This window comes from Burkholderia sp. Bp9012 (assembly GCF_003853825.1).
Classification (GTDB): domain Bacteria; phylum Pseudomonadota; class Gammaproteobacteria; order Burkholderiales; family Burkholderiaceae; genus Burkholderia; species Burkholderia diffusa.
In genome coordinates, this window is the sequence record NZ_QTQA01000025.1 from 25,063 (window position 1) to 40,097 (window position 15,035).

15 protein-coding genes are annotated in these 15,035 nt (G+C 69.6%); 8 read left to right on the forward strand and 7 right to left on the reverse strand.

Annotated features, from left to right (window positions below):
- Positions 1-49: 49 nt before the first annotated feature.
- The gene (locus DIE11_RS28265; protein WP_124628546.1) at positions 50-970 is read right to left on the reverse strand and encodes a LysR family transcriptional regulator; all 921 of its coding nucleotides are present in this window, start codon (positions 968-970) and stop codon (positions 50-52) included.
- 97 nt (positions 971-1,067) lie between these two features.
- On the opposite strand from DIE11_RS28265, the gene DIE11_RS28270 reads away from it, so the two are divergent.
- On the forward strand, positions 1,068-2,345 hold the full coding sequence (locus DIE11_RS28270; RefSeq protein ID WP_124628548.1) for an MFS transporter: 1,278 nt from the start codon (positions 1,068-1,070) through the stop codon (positions 2,343-2,345).
- Between the two features lie 73 nt (positions 2,346-2,418).
- Here the strand turns inward: DIE11_RS28270 and DIE11_RS28275 are convergent, their stop codons facing one another.
- Positions 2,419-3,060: a LysE family translocator gene (locus DIE11_RS28275; RefSeq protein WP_124628550.1), complete on the reverse strand. Its 642-nt coding sequence runs from the start codon at positions 3,058-3,060 to the stop codon at positions 2,419-2,421.
- A gap of 71 nt (positions 3,061-3,131) precedes the next feature.
- Positions 3,132-4,001 (reverse strand): NAD(P)-dependent oxidoreductase, encoded by an 870-nt coding sequence (locus DIE11_RS28280; protein ID WP_059607766.1) that lies wholly within the window; start codon positions 3,999-4,001, stop codon positions 3,132-3,134.
- 96 nt (positions 4,002-4,097) lie between these two features.
- Here DIE11_RS28280 and DIE11_RS28285 point away from each other — a divergent pair, with 96 nt between their 5' ends.
- On the forward strand, positions 4,098-4,865 hold the full coding sequence (locus tag DIE11_RS28285; protein ID WP_124628552.1) for a Mut7-C RNAse domain-containing protein: 768 nt from the start codon (positions 4,098-4,100) through the stop codon (positions 4,863-4,865).
- A gap of 77 nt (positions 4,866-4,942) precedes the next feature.
- Here DIE11_RS28285 and DIE11_RS37110 read toward each other — a convergent pair whose 3' ends face one another.
- A complete protein-coding gene (locus DIE11_RS37110; protein WP_244112003.1) occupies positions 4,943-5,371 on the reverse strand; it encodes a hypothetical protein in 429 nt (142 codons plus the stop codon).
- 175 nt (positions 5,372-5,546) lie between these two features.
- Between DIE11_RS37110 and DIE11_RS28295 the strand changes: the two genes are divergently transcribed.
- Genes DIE11_RS28295 through DIE11_RS28310 form a run of 4 tightly spaced genes read left to right on the forward strand, consistent with a single transcriptional unit; the run spans position 5,547 to position 9,805 of the window.
- Positions 5,547-6,752 carry an efflux RND transporter periplasmic adaptor subunit gene (locus DIE11_RS28295; RefSeq protein WP_124628554.1) on the forward strand — a complete coding sequence of 402 codons (1,206 nt, stop codon included), beginning with the start codon at positions 5,547-5,549 and terminating at the stop codon, positions 6,750-6,752.
- A gap of 10 nt (positions 6,753-6,762) precedes the next feature.
- Positions 6,763-7,461: an ABC transporter ATP-binding protein gene (locus DIE11_RS28300; RefSeq protein WP_124628556.1), complete on the forward strand. Its 699-nt coding sequence runs from the start codon at positions 6,763-6,765 to the stop codon at positions 7,459-7,461.
- Positions 7,462-7,479: 18 nt separating this feature from the next.
- Entirely contained in the window at positions 7,480-8,634 is a 1,155-nt protein-coding gene (locus tag DIE11_RS28305) for an ABC transporter permease (protein ID WP_124628558.1), read from the forward strand.
- Between the two features lie 4 nt (positions 8,635-8,638).
- Positions 8,639-9,805, forward strand: a complete 1,167-nt coding sequence (locus DIE11_RS28310; RefSeq protein ID WP_124628560.1) for an ABC transporter permease — start codon at positions 8,639-8,641, stop codon at positions 9,803-9,805.
- Positions 9,806-9,818: 13 nt separating this feature from the next.
- On the opposite strand, the gene DIE11_RS28315 is transcribed toward DIE11_RS28310, so the two are convergent.
- Genes DIE11_RS28315 through DIE11_RS28325 form a run of 3 tightly spaced genes read right to left on the reverse strand, consistent with a single transcriptional unit; the run spans position 9,819 to position 12,107 of the window.
- Positions 9,819-11,156 carry a carotenoid oxygenase family protein gene (locus DIE11_RS28315; RefSeq protein WP_124628562.1) on the reverse strand — a complete coding sequence of 446 codons (1,338 nt, stop codon included), beginning with the start codon at positions 11,154-11,156 and terminating at the stop codon, positions 9,819-9,821.
- A gap of 16 nt (positions 11,157-11,172) precedes the next feature.
- Complete coding sequence (locus tag DIE11_RS28320; protein ID WP_059607759.1) at positions 11,173-11,796, reverse strand: DUF2239 family protein; 624 nt, start codon at positions 11,794-11,796, stop codon at positions 11,173-11,175.
- On the reverse strand, positions 11,793-12,107 hold the full coding sequence (locus DIE11_RS28325) for a hypothetical protein (RefSeq protein ID WP_124628564.1): 315 nt from the start codon (positions 12,105-12,107) through the stop codon (positions 11,793-11,795). Before DIE11_RS28325 ends, DIE11_RS28320 begins: the two co-directional genes overlap by 4 nt.
- Between DIE11_RS28325 and DIE11_RS28330 the strand changes: the two genes are divergently transcribed.
- Entirely contained in the window at positions 12,106-13,446 is a 1,341-nt protein-coding gene (locus DIE11_RS28330; protein ID WP_124628566.1) for an MFS transporter, read from the forward strand. The genes DIE11_RS28325 and DIE11_RS28330 overlap by 2 nt on opposite strands.
- A gap of 65 nt (positions 13,447-13,511) precedes the next feature.
- Positions 13,512-14,909 carry an enolase C-terminal domain-like protein gene (locus tag DIE11_RS28335; RefSeq protein ID WP_124628568.1) on the forward strand — a complete coding sequence of 466 codons (1,398 nt, stop codon included), beginning with the start codon at positions 13,512-13,514 and terminating at the stop codon, positions 14,907-14,909.
- Positions 14,910-15,035 lie beyond the last annotated feature (126 nt).

Here is a 15,035-nt window from a genome sequence, read left to right on the forward strand (position 1 = left end):
TTTCCGTAGAGAAAATCAGGATTTTCCCTCGAATGCGCACTCTAGCGCGTTAGTTCGCATCCGACCCCTTCTCGTTCTCCCGGTCGAGCACCGCTCCCAGCGCATCGCGCAGCAGCGCGACCGGCCGTGTCAGGCGGCCGGGCAGCGCACCGTGCACGATCCACACGTTGATCCGCGTCTCCAGCCCCGCCGTTTCCACCACCCTCAGTGCATCGCGATGCGCACTGCGCACCAGCGCATTCGGCGACGCGATTCCGATGCCCGCACCGCGCGCGACGAGTGACAACTGCAACTCCGAACCGAACGCCTCGACCGCGACGTCGAACGGCAGCCCGGCCGCGCCGAGCGCACGGCTCAGCGCCGAACGCATCCCGCAGCCGTCCTGGCTCAGCACCCACGGAAAACCCGACAGCACGTCGAGCGACAGCGGGCCGTCCGGCAGCGGGAAGTCGCGCGCGGCGACGAGCACGGTCGGCTGCGTGCCGAGCAGCGTGGCCGTCAGCGTGTCGGGTAGCGCCGCGCTGGTCGGCACCATGACCGTCGCGACATCGAGCGTGCCGCGTTCGATGCCCTGCACCAGCGCCGGCGACCAGCCTGCCGTCACGCGCAGCGTCAGTCGCGGAAACGTGTCGCGCAGCTGGTCGATCGGCCGCTCGAGCGCCAGCTCGGACAGGAACGGCGGCACGCCGATGCGCAGTTCGCCGGACGGCTCGCTGTCGGGTGCGCCAGCCGCCATCAATTCGTCGACCGCACCCAGCACGTTGCGCGCGAGCGCATAGACGTCGCGCCCGGCGGCCGTGGGCTTCAGCGGCTTGCTCTGCCGCTCGAGCAGCGGCATGCCCAGCAGCGTCTCGAGGTTCTGCACGCGTCGCGTGAGGCCCGGTTGCGTCAGATGGAGCTTCGCGGCGGCGGCGACCATCGACCCGCTGTCGACCACCGCGACGAACGCCTGGAGATCACGCGTATTCAAAGCAAACTCGCATAATCATGTTAGACATATTTCAATTGTCGCATAAACATCGGGCACCTACGATGGGACTTCCTTCGCTCAAGACCCGAGGCCTTCGATGAACTGCCCTGCCGATTCCTACCCGCCCGCCGGTCACCCCGCGCGCGGCGCACCGCCCGCGCTCAGTGCAGGCATGACGCTTTTCTTCGCCGCGACGGTCGGCGTGATCGTGATGGACCTGTTCGCCGCGCAGCCGCTGACCGGCCCGATCAGCGCTGACCTGCAGCTGCCGCCCGGCCTCACGGGCCTCGTCGCGATGCTGCCGCAGCTCGGGTACGCAGCGGGCCTCGTGCTGCTGGTGCCGCTCGTCGACCTGCTCGAGAATCGCCGTCTGATCGTGGCGACGCTCGTCGCGTGCGCGACCGCGCTCGCGCTGCCGGCGTTCACGCGGTCCGGCACCGTCTTCCTGCTCGCGACGCTGGCCGCGGGCGCCGCGTCGAGCGTGATCCAGATGCTGGTGCCGATGGCCGCGTCGATGGCGCCCGAAGCGCAGCGCGGGCGGGCAGTCGGCAACGTGATGAGCGGATTGATGCTCGGCATCCTGCTGTCGCGGCCACTCGCCAGCCTGATCGCGGGCACGGCCGGCTGGCGCGCGTTCTACGCGCTGGCCGCGCTCGCGAACGCGGCGATCGCGGCGGTGCTCGCGCGGCGCCTGCCGCCGCGCGTGCCGCCGGTGACGGCCGGCTATCGCGCGCTGCTCGCGTCGATGGGCCGCCTGCTGGCCGACGAACCGGTGCTGCGCCGACATGCGCTGTCGGCCGCGCTCGCGATGGCCGCGTTCAGCGCGTTCTGGACCGCCGTCGGGCTGCGGCTCGCGCAGCCGCCATTCGGCCTCGACCTGCACGGAATCGCGCTGTTCGCGTTCGCCGGCGCAAGCGGTGCGATCGTCACGCCGTTGGCCGGCCGCGCCGGCGATCGCGGCCACGGCCCGGCCGCGCAGCGCATCGCGCACGTGACGATGCTCGCCGCGCTCACCGTGCTCGGCATCGCCGGCGCCGGCTGGTTCGGCTTCGATGCGCACGCCCACCGCGGGCTCGCGCTGGCGCTGCTGGCCAGCGGCGCGGCGCTGCTCGACGCGGGCGTGATCGTCGACCAGACGATCGGCCGCCGGGAAATCAACCTGCTGAATCCGGCCGCGCGCGGGCGTCTGAACGGGCTGTTCGTCGGGTTGTTCTTCGTCGGCGGGGCGCTCGGCGCGGCGCTCGCGGGCAGCGCATGGGCGTGGGGCGGGTGGAGCGCCGTGTGCGGCGTCGGCTTCGCGTTCGCAGGCGCGGCCGCGGCGTTCGGCTTGTCGGCGAGCCGCCGGGCCGGCGCCGCCGCATGGCCGCGCGCTTGACGCGGGCCCGGACAGGAAAACGCCCCGCCCTCTGACGAGGTGCGGGGCGTCCGGCGGACCGCGCAGGCTTAATTCAGTGACGGACCAGCGCCATCATCGCACCGAAGCCGACGAAGATGCCGCCCGTCAGCCGGTTGAAGACCTTCGCGACGCTCTGGCTCTTCAGCGTCGCGCCGATGCGCGTGCCGAACGACGCGTAGACGAGATACCAGCTGACCTCGATCACCGCGAACGTGACGACGAGGATGCCGAACTGCGGCAGCGTCGGCTCGGATGCGTTGATGAACTGCGGCAGCAGCGCGGCCGCGAACAGAATCGCCTTCGGGTTGCTGCCCGCGACCAGGAAGCCGTTGCGGAACAACGCCGAGCGCGATGCCGACGCGACCTGGCGCGACACCGTTTCGACGTCGGCGGCAGGCTGTTCGTCGTCAACGCGCGCGCGCCACGCCTTCACGCCGAGGTAGATCAGGTAGGCCGCGCCCGCAAAGCGCAACGTGTTGAACATCGCCGGCCAGGCCTCGAGCACGGCACCGAGGCCCGCCGCCGACACCGACAGCATCAGCACCAGCGCGGTGAGACAGCCGGCCATCGTCCACGCCGAACGCCGCAGCCCGTGCCGCGCGCCGTGCGTCATCACGAGCAGCATGTTCGGACCCGGAATCGCCGACACGACGAACACCGTCGCCACGAAAAGCCACCACGTATGCAGGTTCATGACCACCCCGACCGAAAGAGAAACGAAATGTCGATTATGCCGCGCACGCGGCGTGTCTGTCCCGCGCCGGCTCAGCGGCCCGCGCGGCGCAGCGCGACTTCGCCGAGCACCGCGAAGTCCTGTTCGCCGCCGCCGTGCGCGAGCGCATCGAGCAGGCTGTCGCGCACGACGCTCGCCACCGGCAGCGGGACCGACGCGGCGTCGCCGGCCTGCAGCGCGAGCCGCACGTCCTTCAACCCGAGGCGCGCCTTGAAACGCGCGGGCTCGTAGCTGCGCTCGGCGATCATCCCGCCGTAGCCTTCGTAGACCGGCCCCGGAAACACGCTGTTCGTGATGACGTCGAGGAAGTCGCGCATCGCGACGCCGTGCGCGCCGAGCAGCGCGGACGCCTCGCCGAGCGTCTCGATCGCCGACGCGAGCGTGAAATTCGCGGCGATCTTCGCGACGTTCGCGTGCTGCGGCAGCGAGCCGAAGCGCCAGGTCTTCTGGCCAATCGCGTCGAACAGCGGCTGCACGCGGTCGATTGCCTCGGCCGGCCCGCCGGCCATGATCGTCAGGCGCGCGGCGGCCGCGACGTCCGGACGCCCCATCACGGGCGCGGCGACGTAGGCGAGGCCGCGCGACGCATGCGCGTGCGCGAGCGACTCGGCGAGCGCGACCGACACCGTGGCCATGTTCACGTGGATCAGGCCGCGCGGCGCCTGCGCGAGCAGCGCGTCGTCGAATACTTCGCGCGCCGCGGCATCGTCGGCGAGCATCGAGAAAACGGCATCGCCGCGAAACGCGTCGGCAGGCGTCGCGACGATCTGTGCGCCGAGCGCGGCGAGCGGCTCGGCGCGCTCGCGCGACCGGTTCCAGACCCGCACGTCATGCCCCGCCTTCAGCAGGTTCGTCGCGATCGCCTGCCCCATTTCGCCCAGCCCGATAAATCCGAGATCCATTTCCCCGCTCCTTCGCTCGTGAAGCGTGGAGTTAAACACAGATGGCGGTGACCTGCAGCCCCGGCGACCGGCTGCACGCGGTGCGATACTGCCCGGATGGCGACCGCGATCTTCCGCTTCCACGGTGAACTGAACGCATTTCTCGCTCGCGCCCAGCGCGAGCGCGCGTTCGCGCACGCGTTTTCCCGCTACGCGACGGTCAAACATGCGATCGAGGCGCTCGGCGTGCCGCATACGGAAATCGGCCGGCTCTGCGTGAACGGCGCACCGTCCGCCCTCGACCGGCCGCTCGGCGACGGCGACCGCGTCGACATCCATCCGGAGCGCGCGCAGCCGTCGGCCGCATCCCCGCAGCCGCAACCGGACCGTTGGCGCTTCGTCGCCGACGCGCACCTCGGCGGCCTTGCGCAGCTGCTGCGCCTCGCCGGCTTCGACACCTGCTACGACAACCACTACCGCGACGACGAGCTCGTCGCGCTCGCCTCGCGCGAAGGCCGGATCGTGCTGACACGCGACCGCGAGCTGCTCAAGCGCCGCGCGGTCGCACGCGGCTGCTACCTGCACGCGCAGCAGCCGGACGCGCAGTTGCGCGAGCTGTTCGCGCGGCTCGACCTCGCGCCGCACATGTGGCCGTTCCGGCTGTGCCTGCGCTGCAACGCACCGCTGCACGCGCTCGATGCGGCGGACGCCGCGCCGCGCGTGCCGGCCGGCGTCCGGCAGCGGCACCGGCGCTTTGCCGCGTGCGACGTGTGCCAGCGGGTGTTCTGGGAAGGATCGCACTGGCGCCGGATGCGCGCGGTGGTCGACGCGATGCGCGCGCCGCCGCCCGGTGCCCTCGACGTTCCGGACGCGGCGGACGCCTGAAAAACAAAACCCCGCATGCCGAAGCGTGCGGGGTTTCGCGACGGATGGCTGGCAGCGCCAGCGCCGGGGACGCGCGCTTAGTTCGCTGCGCCCGCGTCGTTCGTGCCGGCGGCCGAAGCGGCTGCGGCCTTTGCCTTGCCCTTTGCCGAACCGTGCTGCTTCAGCTGGTGCTTCGGCTTGCTGTGATCCTTCTTCATCGGTGCGGAAGCGGGTGCCATCGCGCCTGCCGGAGCCGACGCCGACTCCTGTGCGAATGCCGAAACCGATGCGAGAGCGAATGCTGCGGTCATGATCGAAGCGAGCGTCTTCTTCATTGTTCTTCCTTTAGCGGAGAAAAAGTCAAACGTACCGGTAAGTGATGCGAGGCATCCGCATCGGAACATCAGTCGCGCCGGATCGCCGGTCGCCGCCGGGCGGGCCGGCTCATGCCTTTCCGCCTCGACAAATACTGATGCACTGGCTCCATAACGCATCGCCCGCGCGACCAGTTGACATGCGGCTTGCATCCCTCGGGTTTCCCCGGGGGGAGCCGGTTTCGGGCCCGCGCGACGCGCCGCGGGACGTGCATCAATCGTCCGACAAACCGTCTCTCGCGCCCGCCGCGGCGACGCTATACTGGCCTCCTTCCGTCCCAACCGGACGCGGCCGGTCACAGACCGCCGCCGTCGCGAGGCGCCCAAATTGCCCGATCACAATCTGGACAAACTGAAAATCGACCGGCGTCCCGTCGCAACCGCGCCACGCCGGCGCCGGTGGGTCCGCTACGCGGTCGCCGCCGCGCTCGTCATCGTCGCGATCGTTGCCGTGCTGGCGCTCACCGGCCGCCCGACGGTCGACACGACCGCCGTCACGTCCGCCTACCCGTACCAGAACGACACCCAGCTCAACGCGACCGGCTACGTCGTGCCGCAGCGCAAGGCCGCGGTCGCGTCGAAAGGCCAGGGGCGCGTCGAATGGCTCGGCGTGCTCGAAGGCACGCGCGTGAAAAAGGACGAGATCATCGCGCGCCTCGAAAGCCGCGACGTGGAAGCGTCGCTGGCGCAGGCACGCGCACAGGCGCAAGTCTCCCGCGCCAACCTCGGCGTCGCTCAGGCGGAGCTGAAGGACGCGGAGATCGCGCTGCGCCGCACCGCCGTGCTCGCGCCGAAGGGCGCGGTGCCGGCCGCACAGCTCGACATCGACACGGCCCGCGTGAACAAGGCGCGCGCATCGGTCAACAGCGACGAGGCCGCGATCGCGTCCGCCGAGGCCAATGCGCAGGCCGCGCAGGTCGCGGTCGATCAGACGGTGATCCGCGCGCCGTTCGACGGCATCGTGCTGGCAAAGCACGCGAACGTCGGCGACAACATCACGCCGTTCTCGTCCGCGTCGGACAGCAAGGGCGCGGTCGTGACGATTGCCGACATGGAGACGCTCGAGGTCGAGGCCGACGTCGCCGAATCGAACATCGCGAAGATCCGCGCGGAGCAGCCGTGCGAGATCCAGCTCGACGCGCTGCCCGACATGCGCTTCGCGGGTCGCGTGTCGCGCATCGTGCCGACCGTCGACCGCTCGAAGGCGACGGTGCTCGTGAAGGTGCGTTTCGTCGACCGCGACGAGCGCGTGCTGCCCGATATGAGCGCGAAGATCGCGTTCCTGTCGAAGCCCGCTTCGCCGCAGGACCGGCAGCCGGTGACGGCCGTGCAGGCGAGCGCGGTGGTCGAGCGCGACGGCCGACCGGTCGTGTTCGTCGTGAAGGACGACACCGTGCATGCAGCAGCGGTGACCAGGGGCGCGCGGATCGGCGAACTCGTCGCGATCCGCGGCGTGAAGCCCGGCGACACCGTCGTGCTCGCGCCGGGCGCGAAGCTGAAGGACGGCGCGAAAGTGACCGTCGCGAAGAAGTAGCGTGGCGCGCGTGAACGACGCCTCGCCGCCGCTCGTCGAGATCAGCCACGTCGCGAAGTCGTACCGGCGCGGCCACCAGATCGTGCCGGTGCTGACCGACATCACGCTCGACATCGGCGAAGGCGACTTCGTCGCGCTGATGGGGCCGTCGGGTTCCGGCAAGAGCACGCTGCTCAATCTCATCGCCGGCATCGACCGGCCCGACAGCGGCGAGCTGCGCGTGGGCGGCCTCGACATCTCGCGGCTCGAGGAAGCGCAACTGGCCGAATGGCGCGCGGCGAACGTCGGCTTCATCTTCCAGTTCTACAACCTGATGCCCGTGCTCACCGCGTTCGAGAACGTCGAGCTGCCGCTGATGCTCACGCACCTGTCGCGCCGCGAACGGCGCGAGCACGTCGAGATGGTGCTCGACATGGTGAATCTCGGCGACCGGAAGACCCATTACCCGTCCGAGCTGTCGGGCGGCCAGCAGCAGCGCGTCGCGATCGCGCGCGCGTTGATCACCGATCCGGTGCTGATCGTCGCCGACGAGCCGACCGGCGACCTCGACCGCGCATCGGCCACCGACGTGCTCGCGATGCTGCAGCGGATGAACGCCGAGCTCGGCAAGACGATCATCATGGTGACCCACGATGCGCACGCGGCCGCCGCCGCGCGCTCGCTCGTGCATCTGGAAAAAGGGGAGCTGATCGATGGGCACGCCGTCTGACGGACGGGAGCGCGCGCGATGTACGTGCTGAAGCTGATCGCGCGCAATGCGCTGCGGCACCGGCTGCGCACGCTGCTGACCGTGCTCGGGCTGACCATCGCGGTGCTGGCGTTCGGGCTGCTGCACACCGTCGTCGACGCGTGGTACGCAGGCGCGGCCGCCGCGTCCAGCGGCCGGCTCGTCACGCGCAACGCGATCTCGCTCGTGTTCCCGCTGCCGGTCAGCTACGAGAACCGGATCCGCGGTGTCGACGGCGTGACGGCCGTGGTCCGCTCGAACTGGTTCGGCGGCATCTACCGCGACCCCAAGAACTTCTTCGCGAGCTTCGCGGTGTCGGAGAACTATCTCGACCTGTATCCGGAATTCATCCTCCCGGCGCCGCAGCGCGCCGACTACGACCGCGACCGCCGCGGCTGCCTCGTCGGGCGCCAGCTCGCGACGCAGTTCGGCTTCAAGGTCGGCGACGTGATTCCGCTGAAAGGCACGATCTACCCGGGCACGTGGGACTTCGTCGTGCGCGGCATTCTCGACGGCCGCGACGATTCGACGATCACGCGCCAGTTGGTGTTCCACTGGGATTACCTGAACGAGACGGTGCGCAAGCGAACGCCGAAGCAGGCCGACCAGGTCGGCGTGTTCGTGCTCGGGGTCGCGAACCCGGACGACGGCGCCGCGATCGCGCGCAACGTCGACGCGGTGTTCAAGAACTCGCTCGCCGAAACGCTGACCGAGACCGAGCAGGCGTTCCAGCTCGGCTTCGTCGCGATGTCGAACCAGATCATCGCGGCGATCCGCGTCGTGTCGTACGTGGTGATCCTGATCATCATGGCCGTGATGGCGAACGCGATGGCGATGAGCGCGCGCGAACGCACCGCCGAATACGCGACGCTGAAGGCGCTCGGCTTCGGCCCCGGCTTTCTCGCGCTGATCGTGTTCGGCGAATCGGTCGTGATCGCGGTGGTCGGCGGCGGGCTCGCGATGCTCGCGACACCGCCGGCCGCGAGCCTCTTCAAGCAGGCCGCGGGCGGCATCTTCCCGGTATTCAAGGTGTCGGCCGAAACGATGGCGCTGCAGGCCGCATGCTCGGTCGCGGTCGGCCTCGCGGCCGCGCTCGTGCCGGCGTGGCAGGCGGCGCGCGTGCGCGTGGTCGAAGGCCTGCGGGCGATCGGATAGGCGCATGGCCATTCCACTCACCTACATCGCGCGCAACCTGTGGACCCGCCGGCTCACCACCGCGCTCACCGCGGGCGGGATGGCGCTGGTAATCTTCGTGTTCGCGACGGTGCAGATGCTCGACGCGGGGCTCACGCAGACGCTCGTGTCGACCGGCGAACCGGACAACGCGGTGGTGATCCGCAAGGGCGCCGAAACCGAGATTCAGAGTGCGATCGACCACCAGCAGGCCAACGCGCTCGAGATGCATCCGGCTGTCGCGCTCGGCCCCGACGGCCGGCCGCTCGTGTCGAAGGAAGCGGTCGTGCTGATTTCGCTGGTAAAGACGTCGTCCGGCAAGCCGTCGAACGTCGTGATCCGCGGCGTGTCGCCGGCCGGCCTCGCGCTGCGCCCGCACGTGAAGCTCGTCGCCGGCCGCATGTTCACGCCCGGCTCGTCGGAGATCATCGTCGGCAGCGCGATCGCGAAGGGGTTCAGCGGCACGCAGCTCGGCGACAGCCTGCATTTCGCGCAGCGCGACTGGACCGTCGTCGGCATCTTCGACGCGGGCGGCAGCGGCTTCGACTCGGAGATCTGGGGCGACGTCGACCAGTTGATGCAGTCGTTCCGGCGCACCAGCTACTCGTCGATGGTGCTGCGCATCCCGAGCGCCGACGGCTTCGCGCGCTTCAAGGCCGACATCGACGTCGACCCGCGCCTGACGGATGAAGCGAAACGCGAGCAGACGTTTTACGGCGACCAGTCGAAGGCGTTGTCGACCTTCATCAACATCCTGGGCATCACGCTGTCGACGATCTTCTCGATCGCCGCGATGATCGGCGCGATGATCACGATGTATGCGTCGGTCGCGAACCGCACCGCCGAAATCGGCACGCTGCGCGCGCTCGGCTTCAAGCGCATGAACGTGCTCGCCGCGTTCCTGCTCGAGGCGCTGCTGCTCGGCTTCGTCGGCGGTGTCGCGGGGCTCGTGTGCGCGTCGCTGATGGAGTTCGCGTCGTTCTCGACGACCAATTTCCAGACCTTCGCGGACCTGTCGTTTCGTTTCGTGCTGACGCCCGCGATCGTCGTGAAGACGCTGCTGTTCTCGCTCGTGATGGGGCTCGTCGGCGGCTTCCTGCCGGCGATGCGCGCCGCGCGGCTGAACATCGTCGACGCGTTGCGCGCACAGTGACGCGCGCGGCCGCTCACGCCCGACGCTCGCGCGGCACCCACGCGCCGTGGAACCCGGCCGGCACGCGGCGCGGCAGGTGCACCGTCGCGACCGGCGCCGCGTCGATCGCGCGCGCATCGAGGATCACGACATCGCTCGTATCCGTCGCCGCGCGGTAGACCACCACCAGCAGCCAGCCGTCGTCCTCGTCGGTGCCGCCCGGGCGCGGCACGAACACCGGCTCACCGTTCTGGTCGCCGGCCGGCACCGCGTAGCGGGTCGTCGTGCCGCGCACGTGGTCGAAACGCATCACGCCGCGCATCTCGGCGTTGTTCGGCTGCTCGACCGCATACAGGTAGCGGTAGCGGCGCCCCGTCCGGCTTTCGTTGATGCGCGGCAGCTCGATGCCGCCGTCAGCCAGCGGCCCTTCGTCGATCAGCCCGTTCGCGGTATCGATCACGTAACGCCACAGCTCGCCGACCGGGTTGTCGGCGAAGCGGCCCGTGCGCGCGTCGAGCCGCAGGAACCACGGATAGCGCACCGCGTCGAGCACGATGCACGACGCATCGCAGTCGTACGCATTCACGACGTGCTGGATGAAGCACGGCTCGATGCCGAACCAGCGCACGTCGCCGCCGTGGCGCGGCATCACGCCGATCCGCGCGTCGCGGTCGTCGTGCCAGCGCAGCGGCATCCGGTGCCCCTGCTTCAGCATCGCCAAGTCGTAGCCGACGTTCAGGTCGAGCAGCAGGCTGCGGGTTTCGGTGATCGCGAGGTCGTGCATCATCGACGGCGCACGCACGTCGACGACAAGGTCGACGCGCTGCACGCCCTGCGCATCCGCGACACCGTAGCGCAGCCACGGCGCGCGCCAGTCCGCGCGAAACAGGATCAGTTCGCCCGTCACCGGATCGACTTTCGGATGCGCGGTCATCGCGCCGCCGAACGCCGTGTGCCGCGCGGGCGCACCGAGCGTATCGAGCGCGGCCGTGATCGCGAGCGGCGCGCCGCCTTCCGCCAGCGCGAGCAATTCGCCGGCGTGCTGCAGCACGTTCACGTTCGGATTCGTGTCGGGCAGGTGCGGCGCCTGCTCCGGCGCGTGCACATCGGCCCAGCGGCGCGTGCGCGCCCAGCGGTTCCGGTAGCCGGCCGCGCGGCCGCGTTCGAACGCGATCGCGTGCAGCATCGCCGCTTCCGGCCACCACGACAGCACGTCGTTGCCCTCGAAACGGCCGCCCGGCGGATTCGGGCCGTTGCGCAGCAGCGTGCCGTCGAGTTCGGGCGGGATCGTGCCGGTCACGGGCAGGTCGACGAGGTCGACTTCGTCGGCGACCGGCGCGATCGCGCCGCGGTTCAGATCGAACGTCGTCATCGCGTCGTCTGCTCCGTCAGCAGTCTTCGGTCGACGGCGGCAAATCGCCGCGCGCCAGCGCGAGCGCATGGTCGCGCACGTCGTCCGGCCAGCCGGCAATCAGTTCGGTCATCCGCTCGAGGTCGTTCGCATACAGCGCACGCGCGGCCTCCTCGAATCCGGGCAGGTCGCCCGCGATCGCCGACATGAAGTGGTATGCGCGCGTCTGCGCGTCGCGGCGCCGGTCGGCCGCCGCGTGCGTGCGCCGCGCGTCCTCGACAAGCTTGCGCAGCGCGACGGACGCGCCGCCCGGCTGCGCGGCGAGCCAGTCCCAGTGACGCGGCAGCAACGTGACCTCGCGCGAGACGACGCCGAGCTTCGGACGGCCGCGGCCGCGTTGTTCGGCCGCGCCGGCGGGCTCGGCGGGCGCGGATGCCTCGCCCGGCACTGGCGCGTAACGCGCACGGATATCGTCCGCCGTGCCGCGCAGGTCGAGGTCGATCGAGCGGCCGGTCGCGTCGTCGAAGATCACGATGGTGCCGGACATCGCATTGCCGGCCGCCTGACGGACCGCCACCGCCACCGTCGCGAGCGGGCCCGACGCGACGCGCCGGTGGCCATCGAACGCCGTGTAGGAAGGGAGAAGCATGGAGAGAGTCATCGTGGTTGCCCGTGGGCAGGAATCGGAATGACGCCATTTTTATCCGGGTATAAATTGTTGTCAATATCATCCGGGTAAAAAAGAGACATGCCGATGCCACGGATCGATCCAATTCCTGAATCGATCAAGTCAGCAATTGGCATGAAAGCGCAATTTTCGCCATGACAGAATGATCCGGACGCCCCGCCTCCGGGCATCGGCGTCCGGCCTCCGGCCTCCGGCCTCCGGCCGGCAAGACCACCACGAAAAAACGCGCGCACCGACGCGCAGCCGCACGACGGCACCTTCCGCCCTTCGGAGGAGACAGTCATGAATCCGCTTCACGCATTGCCGGCGTCCGCGTCGGCAACGGCCCGGCGCACCCGCGTGCGCTGGCTCGTGCTGACCGTGCTGTTCGCGGTCACGACGATCAACTACGCGGATCGCGCGGCGATCGCGATCGCGGGCCCGGCGCTCGCCCGCACGATGCACCTGAGCCATGTGCAGATGGGCTTCATCTTCTCGGCGTTCGGCTGGTCGTACGTGATCGCGCAACTGCCGGGCGGCTGGCTGCTCGACCGCTTCGGCTCGCGCATCGTCTATGCGTTCAGCATCTTCTTCTGGTCGCTGTTCACGCTGCTTCAGGGCGGCATCGGCTTCGTCGGCGGCGCGACCGCGTTCGCGCTGCTGTTCGGATTGCGCTTCCTCGTCGGCGCGGCCGAGGCGCCGTCGTTCCCGGCCAACAGCCGGATCGTGTCCACGTGGTTTCCGGCCGCGGAGCGCGGCACCGCGTCGGCGATCTTCAACGCCGCTCAGTACGCGGCGACCGTCGTGTTCGCGCCGCTGATGGGCTGGCTCGTGCACGCGTACGGCTGGCAGTCGGTGTTCGCGGTGATGGGCGTGCTCGGCTTCGCGTTCGTGCTGGTGTGGAACCGCACGATGTACGACCCGAAGGTGCACCCGCGCATCAACGGCGCGGAGCTCGACTACCTCACCGAAGGCGGTGCGCTCGTCAACATCGACCAGGCGACCGGCGCGCGCGACGGCGGCCCGTCGATGCGTCACGTGAAGGCGCTGCTGAGGAACCGGATGCTCGTCGGCGTGTACGTCGCGCAGTATTGCATCAACGCCCTCACCTACTTCTTCATCACGTGGTTTCCCGTCTATCTCGTGCAGGCGCGCGGGATGTCGATCCTCAACGCGGGGCTCGTCGCATCGATCCCGGCCGTGTGCGGGTTCCTCGGCGGAATTCTCGGCGGCATCGTGTCCGACGCGCTGCTCAAGCAGGGGCAGTCGCTGTCGGTCGCGCGCAAGGTGCCGATCGTGATCGGCATGCTGCTGTCGATGTCGATGATCGTCTGCAACTACACCGATTCGCACGTGCTCGTGGTGCTGTTCATGGCGCTGTCGTTCTTCGGCAAAGGGCTCGGCGCGCTTGGCTGGGCCGTCAACGCCGATACCGCGCCGCGCCAGATCGCCGGCCTGAGCGGCGCGCTGCTCAATACGTGCGGCAATCTTTCCAGCATTACGACGCCGATCGCGATCGGCTACATCGTCGACCGCAGCGGCTCGTTCAACGGCGCGCTCGTGTACGTCGTCGCGCACGCGCTCGTCGCCGTAATCTGCTACCTGTTCGTCGTCGGCGAAATTCGCCGCGTCGAGCTTCAATGATGAACGGCGTGGGCTGCGCCAGTGCACCCAGCGGCCCGCACGCCACCGGAACCAGGAGCGAACCGATGTCCGAACCCTGCCGTGCCGGCACCCCGCGCGTCACGCACATGCAAGTGATCCCCGTCGCCGGCCGCGACAGCATGCTGCTGAACCTGTGCGGCGCGCACGCACCGTATTTCACGCGCAACCTCGTGATCCTCGACGACAGCAGCGGCCACACGGGTGTCGGCGAAGTGCCCGGCGGCGAAGGCATCCGACAGGCGCTCGAACGGATGACCGATCTCGTGGTCGGCCAGTCGATCGGGCGTTACCAGGCGACGCTCAACGCGGTGCGCGCGGTGCTGTCCGGCACCGCTGCGGGTGCGGGACGCACGATCCGGCACGAGGTGACGTCGGCCGGCGAGGCGGCCGTGCTGCGCCAGCCGCACGAGATCAACCTGCGGCTCGACAACGTGATCACCGCGATCGAGGCCGCGCTGCTGGACCTGCTCGGCCAGCATCTCGACGTGCCCGTCGCCGCGCTGCTCGGCGAAGGCCAGCAGCGCGACGCGGTGCCGATGCTCGCGTACCTGTTCTACATCGGCGAGCGGCGCCGCACCGACCTGCCGTATCGCGACGAGATGCACGCGGCCGATCCGTGGTTCCGTCTGCGCAACGAAGCCGCGCTCACGCCGGCCGCGATCGCGCGGCAGGCCGAGGCCGCGGTCGAGCGCTACGGCTTCGTCGATTTCAAACTGAAGGGCGGTGTGATGGCCGGCGCGGACGAGATGGAAGCGATCGCGGCGATCAAGGCGCGCTTTCCCGACGCGCGCGCGACGCTCGACCCGAATGGCGCGTGGTCACTCGACGAAGCCGTCGCGCTGTGCCGCGGGCAAGGTCATCTGCTCGCGTATGCGGAGGACCCGTGCGGGCCGGAAGCCGGCTACTCGGGCCGCGAGGTGATGGCCGAATTCCGGCGCGCCACCGGCATCCCGACCGCGACCAACATGATCGCGACGGACTGGCGGCAGATGGATCACGCGGTGCGGCTGCAGGCGGTCGACATTCCGCTCGCCGATCCGCACTTCTGGACGATGCAGGGTTCGGTGCGGCTCGCGCAGCTGTGCCGCGACTGGGGGCTCACGTGGGGTTCGCACTCGAACAACCACTTCGACGTTTCGCTGGCGATGTTCACGCACGCGGCCGCGGCGGCACCCGGCACGATCACCGCGATCGACACGCACTGGATCTGGCAGGAAGGCGACGCGCGGCTCACGCGCGAGCCGCTCGAGATCGTCGGCGGCCAGGTGGCCGTGCCCGAGCGGCCCGGGCTCGGGATCGAACTCGACATGGCGCAGGTCGAGGCTGCCCATGCGCTGTACGGGCAAGTCGGCGGCACGGCGCGCGACGATGCGATGGCGATGCGGTATCTGGTGCCGGGGTGGACGTACGATCCGAAGCGGCCGAGTTTCGGGCGCGGGTGACGGCGGGGGGGGGCGGACATGCGAAAAAACAAAAAGGGTTCGGTCTTGCGACCGAACCCTTCGAATTCCGTTGGTGGGCGGAGGACAACCAAACTCATGACTAAAAGCCATGTGTAGCAACGATCC